Origin of the sequence: Chitinophaga sp. (genome assembly GCF_036566945.1) — a bacterium.
Taxonomy (GTDB): Bacteria; Bacteroidota; Bacteroidia; order Chitinophagales; family Chitinophagaceae; genus Chitinophaga.
On sequence record NZ_DATCVJ010000116.1, the window covers coordinates 1 to 5,174 of the forward strand.

General features: G+C 47.7%; 5 protein-coding genes. 1 reads left to right on the forward strand and 4 read right to left on the reverse strand.

All coding sequences use genetic code 11. The features are described 5' to 3' along the window. The coding region (locus VIP81_RS03365) for a TonB-dependent receptor plug domain-containing protein (protein ID WP_331957063.1) at positions 1-933 on the reverse strand (933 nt) is incomplete at its 3' end. 222 nt (positions 934-1,155) lie between these two features. On the opposite strand from VIP81_RS03365, the gene VIP81_RS03370 reads away from it, so the two are divergent. Continuing rightward, entirely contained in the window at positions 1,156-2,193 is a 1,038-nt protein-coding gene (locus VIP81_RS03370; RefSeq protein ID WP_331957064.1) for a LacI family DNA-binding transcriptional regulator, read from the forward strand. A gap of 3 nt (positions 2,194-2,196) precedes the next feature. Here VIP81_RS03370 and VIP81_RS03375 read toward each other — a convergent pair whose 3' ends face one another. The 3 genes from VIP81_RS03375 to VIP81_RS03385 form a co-directional block, all read right to left on the reverse strand. Beyond that, positions 2,197-3,813, reverse strand: coding sequence for a glycoside hydrolase 43 family protein (locus tag VIP81_RS03375; protein WP_331957065.1), 1,617 nt, complete (start codon positions 3,811-3,813; stop codon positions 2,197-2,199). Further along, entirely contained in the window at positions 3,810-4,763 is a 954-nt protein-coding gene (locus VIP81_RS03380) for a pectinesterase family protein (protein ID WP_331957066.1), read from the reverse strand. The genes VIP81_RS03375 and VIP81_RS03380 overlap by 4 nt, the downstream gene beginning before the upstream one ends. Before the next feature lie 200 nt (positions 4,764-4,963). Next, a partial coding sequence (locus VIP81_RS03385; RefSeq protein ID WP_331957067.1) for a SusD/RagB family nutrient-binding outer membrane lipoprotein occupies positions 4,964-5,174 on the reverse strand: 211 nt, incomplete at its 5' end.

Sequence of the window (5,174 nt, forward strand, 5' to 3'; positions counted from 1 at the left end):
GTCCTGCTGTAGGCCCTTATGCAGCAATTCGTCGGCATAGTTTGTCCAGATATTATTTTTGATTTCGTCGAGTTCAAACGCGTTGAATATTTTAGAATCATCTGCCGGGCTGGCCCATCTGCCGGTAGTCCGGTTTGCTTCCCGTTTCAATGCCGTATATTCTTCTCCGTTACTCATGCGGGGATATCCGTTTACTTCAGATATACCGGCGTAAGCACTGATATTTACCCGGGGTCGGCCGCTGTTACCTCTTTTGGTGGTGACCATGATAACGCCGTTGGCGCCTCTGGAACCATATATCGCTGTAGTAGACGCATCTTTCAGCACTTCCATTGATTGAATATCGTTGGGACTGATATCCTGGATATTTTCATACTGTACGCCATCCACTATGTACAAGGGACCGTTGCTGGCGGTAATGGAGCGGTTACCTCTTACGGTGACGTTCACTTTAGCGCCGGCGGCGCCACTGCTGCGGGTAATATCCACACCGGGCAATTTACCTTGTACCGCTTCCATCACGTTGGTAGAAGGTACTTTTTTCAGTTCCTCCCCTTTTACGGAGACTACCGCTCCGGTGAGATCCCGCTTTTTTACCATGCCGTATCCTACTACTACAATTTCATCCAGTTTCTTATTGTTCGATTCCATTTTTACTGTCATATTGACATTATCGGCTACCATGGTGAGCGGAGTATATCCTATGTAACTGAATAACAGCTCCGTTTTTTTCCCATCTGGCAGTTGCAGGGTAAAATTCCCATGTGCATCTGTTTGGGTACCGCTGGTTGTTCCTTTCACCTGTACACTTACAAGTGGTAGCGCATCGCCGGAAGCCGCATCTGTCACCTTCCCTTTTACGGTGCGGGTCTGTGCAATGCCCCAGCTGCTAAAACCCAGTAGCAGCAAGCAAATAAGGTAAATTCTTTTCATAACGTTTGGCGTGAATTTAAATGGCAAATAAAGGTTGTGCTAATAGCTGATTGATTAACGTGGTGATTTGTTGGTTGAAACAGGATCTCTTTTCTCCGTGTTGTATGATACAAGTCTACAGAACTATTTATTAACGATGAAGTTTATTTACGCAATCGTTCCCGGAAAAATCAGTACTTTCACCACATACCTGAATACCGGAAAACATAGTCCGGAAGCCATATGAAGTATAAAGCAGCTACTATAAAAGATATTGCGCAGGCGCTTCACCTGTCTACTTCCACCGTATCGCGTGCGTTGCGTGACAGTCATGAAATCAGTGCAGCCACCAAGCAGCTGGTATTGGAACATGCCGCGCAACTGAACTACCATCCGAACCCAATTGCATTAAGTTTAAAGGAGAAGAAAAGCAGGTCTATCGGCGTTATTGTATCGGAGATTGCCAACAGTTTTTTTTCACAAACGATCAACGGAATTGAATCCGTAGCTAACGAACATGGCTATACGGTAATTATTTCCCAGAGTCATGAATCTTTTGAGAAAGAAGTAAGAACGTTGCAATACCTGGCTTCCCGTTCCATAGATGGGTTACTGATTTCGGTATCCAGTGCTACTAAAGATCTTACACACCTGAAAGCGCTGCATCAGTACGGTTTTCCTATAGTATTTTTTGACAGGATCGTGGAAGATATTGCCACGCATAAAGTGATGGTAGATAATTTTCAGGGGGCGTACAATGCTACTATGCACCTGCTTTCACAGGGTTACAAACGCATTGCCTGTATTACCAATTCGGCGCATCTTTCCATTACAAAGGAACGGGTAGCGGGGTATCTGGCGGCGCTGGAAAAGCATGGCATTAAGCCCCCGCCGTCGCTCATCAAATATTGTTTTCATGGCGGTATGTTGCTGGAAGAAGTAACCGATGCAGTAGCAGCGCTGCTCAAAGAAAAACGCCGGCCTGATGCTATTTTCACTACATCTGATAAGCTCACAACGGGTTGTATGCGTGCATTGAAAAAAGCGCAGATAGCCATTCCCGGAGAAATGGCATTGACCGGATTTTCCAATTCCGAATTGATTGAATTATTGCATGCGCCGCTGACAGTTGTGCGGCAACCTGCCTTTGAAATGGGACAGGTGGCCACTGAACTATTACTGCAACTCATAGAAAGTAAAAGACCCGTAAAAGATTTCGAAACCAGGGTATTACAAACAGAGCTGATGATTCCGCCGGTGGCACCGAAAAAAAAGAAATGACACCTATTTATCTATCCTGCACCAATCTATGTCTGCCCAGCCGGCATCATTTGTTTTCACTTTTCTGCTACAACACAGGCCCAGCTTCGCGCCTATCCATCTGCCGGTAGTAGCGGTAAACGGCGCTCCGGCATCCTGATACGCTTGTCCATCGGTGCTGTAACTAAACTGGCAGATGGCTCCTTCCGTTACCTTCACCCTGAAAAATATATCCGTTGCCGTTATCTTCTCCAATACCTCAACGGTTTCCGGATTTCCTTTATCTGCCTGTTTACAGGTGAAGCGGGATAAATAAATGCCATCTGCTTTTTTCACGAGAGAGAGGCCGGCGTAATCGCTACCCATTACGAGCATGTTCATACGATCGCCTTCCTGTCTGGGTTTAAAGCTACATTTCACAGTAGCGCTAAATACCGGCGCCGTAAATTTCTGCAGCAGCACGTTGGGCACTTCCCATAAATTACGGGCGCTATCGGGTTGCTGTGCAGCAAAGAGGCGTAAGCTGCCATGTGCGGAAGAGGGGAACGCCCAGCCGGCAGCGGGATTGGCCTGCCATTGCCATTGCAGCCCCAATTTACTTTCATTAAACTCATCTGATGCCTGCGGGGTGGCCACAGGATAACTTTGTCCCACATCGGGTTTACGGTAACTGAGTACCGGTTCGCCTTTGCCGTCATTGTCTTTATCTATACCTATGACCGGCCAGTTGTTGACCCATTTCATAGGTTGCAGATGCAGGACCCTGCCGTAGGCTTCCTGGTCCTGGAAGTGCAGGAACCAGTCGCTCCCTTTGGGTGTTTGCACCCAGGCGCCCTGATGCGGACCATTGATCACGGAATGTCCCTGATCCATCACTATTTTACTTTCATAGGGACCGTAAATATTTTTTGAGCGTAGTACCAGTTGCCAGCCGGTGCTAACCCCGCCGGCGGGTGCAAAAATATAGTAATAGCCGTTACGTTTATAAATTTTAGGGCCTTCCAATGTAGGCTGCTCATCATGTCCGTCAAATACCAGCACGCCTTCACCGATGGCTTTGGTAGCAGCGGCATTCAACTCTTTTACCACCAGGATGCTTTTAATACCGGCGCGACTACCCGCATAGGCATGTACCATATATACGTGACCGTTATCATCCCATAAGGGGCATGGATCTATCAGTCCTTTTCCTGCCACTACCAGTTCCGGCGCGGTCCAGGGGCCAGTGATCTGTTTTGCTTTTACCACATAGATGCCGAAATCAGGGTCCGGATAATAAATATAGAACTCATTGTTATGATAGCGGATGGCAGGCGCCCATACGCCGTTGCCATGTTGCGTGGCAGCGAAATGCTCATAGGGCGGCTGACGTAATAAGGCGTGGCCGATAATATGCCAGTTGACCAGGTCTTTGGAATGCAAAATGGGCAAGCCCGGAATGGCGTCAAAGCTGGAAGCTACGAGGTAATAATCATCCCCTACGCGGATGGCATCCGGATCGGAATAGTCGGCATACAACACCGGATTTTTATAGGTCCCATCGCCGTTATCGGCTACCCATACTTTAGACGCTTCTGTTGCCGATTGTGCCATCACTGGTGTAGTCGCCAACAGGCACCACAGACAGGCTGTTATCTTCATAATTTAAATTTCCAGTCTTCGAATATATATTCCCTTGTAAATTGTTTGGCTTCCTTTTTTGTGAGCTGCCGGCTCCACCCTACTCTGCCGGCAGGATTGGCGCCGGGGCCGCTGCTGTTATATTCTGCATACCGGGCCGTTGCCTCATTCGACGCTTTCCGCCAGTTGTCCCAGCCTTCCGGTAAAATGTGTGCGCCCATGTGGCAGTCGATCCACGTGATGCTGGCATAAGGGCGCCAGGGGCGTCCCAGGTATACTTTCGTGACCCCGCTATCGGCGGTGAGTGTACATTCCTTAAACACATATCCCACCGGGCGCGTTTGCAGTGTAGCCGCTGCCGTTATATACGAATTGGTTTTATTGTTAATTATACACTTATAAAATAAGGCAGCCGCATAACCGAAAATGAAATCGGTACTTCCTTCAATGTAGCAGGCTTTGTAGTATTGCCGGCAGTAAAAAGTACCAGCCAGCAATGTATCCTGAAAGCCCAGCATCCTGCAGTGTACAAAAGTAGCTCTATCCCCCCGCACGCTGAGTGCCACGGCCTGTCCTGCTTTTACGCCAGCGGTGTTTTCGAAGGTGAGATGCTCCGCGCGGAAGTCACTGCCGTAAATCATACAGGAAGGCGAGGAATAGGTAGTGATGCTGTCGCCGGCAGCATTGCGCATGCCTGCATGATCGTCGTAGGTGAGGATGGTATTATTTTCATCTTCTCCTATTAACGTTACAAAATCCTTGGTGGAGTCCAGTTTTATTTTTTCCTTGTAGATCCCTTTTTTTATGAAGATGCGTACCGGCGTTTTGTTGTGAAGAGGTATCGCGTCTAATGCTGCCTGTACAGTGGTATAATCGCCACTCCCGTCTTTCGCCACTGTTGTTTTAATCGTTTGCGCAGAAAGGAACCCGCAAACGAACAGGCCAATAGCTGTTAAGATAGTTTGTTTCATAGCGTGGTATTGAATTGCGCTTGTCAAAATAATGAATGAGGCGCAGAAGTGCGGGGATATTTACGCAATCGTTCCCGGAGCTGGGCGGATGGTTCCTGAGTCGCGGTTCCAACTTCCGAAAACTTTACCCGTTGTAAAACCAAAAAGCGAGGCCGTCTCCAATGAAACGGCCTCGCTTTTTATAAGTTTAAATACAGTCGTTATTTCAACAACCACATCACCTGGCTAAAATCATCATTTCCACCGAACTGTGACTGAATAGCGGCGTTCACGTTTTCTGAATTGTAATCCAGCTCTTTCTGCGGATACATCCATCTCAATGGGAAACTGGTAGAAGGTATATTCAGATTGGTATGGCTGTTCAGTGTAAACACCGGATAGCCGGTACGTCTGTTCTCATACCATGCATTG

Bases quoted from the DNA above. Each gene is read 5' to 3' on its own strand.
- VIP81_RS03380 (WP_331957066.1), bottom strand. From the start codon at position 4,763: ATGAAACAAACTATCTTAACAGCTATTGGCCTGTTCGTTTGCGGGTTC.
- VIP81_RS03375 (WP_331957065.1), bottom strand. From the start codon at position 3,813: ATGAAGATAACAGCCTGTCTGTGGTGCCTGTTGGCGACTACACCAGTG.
- VIP81_RS03370 (WP_331957064.1), top strand. From the start codon at position 1,156: ATGAAGTATAAAGCAGCTACTATAAAAGATATTGCGCAGGCGCTTCAC.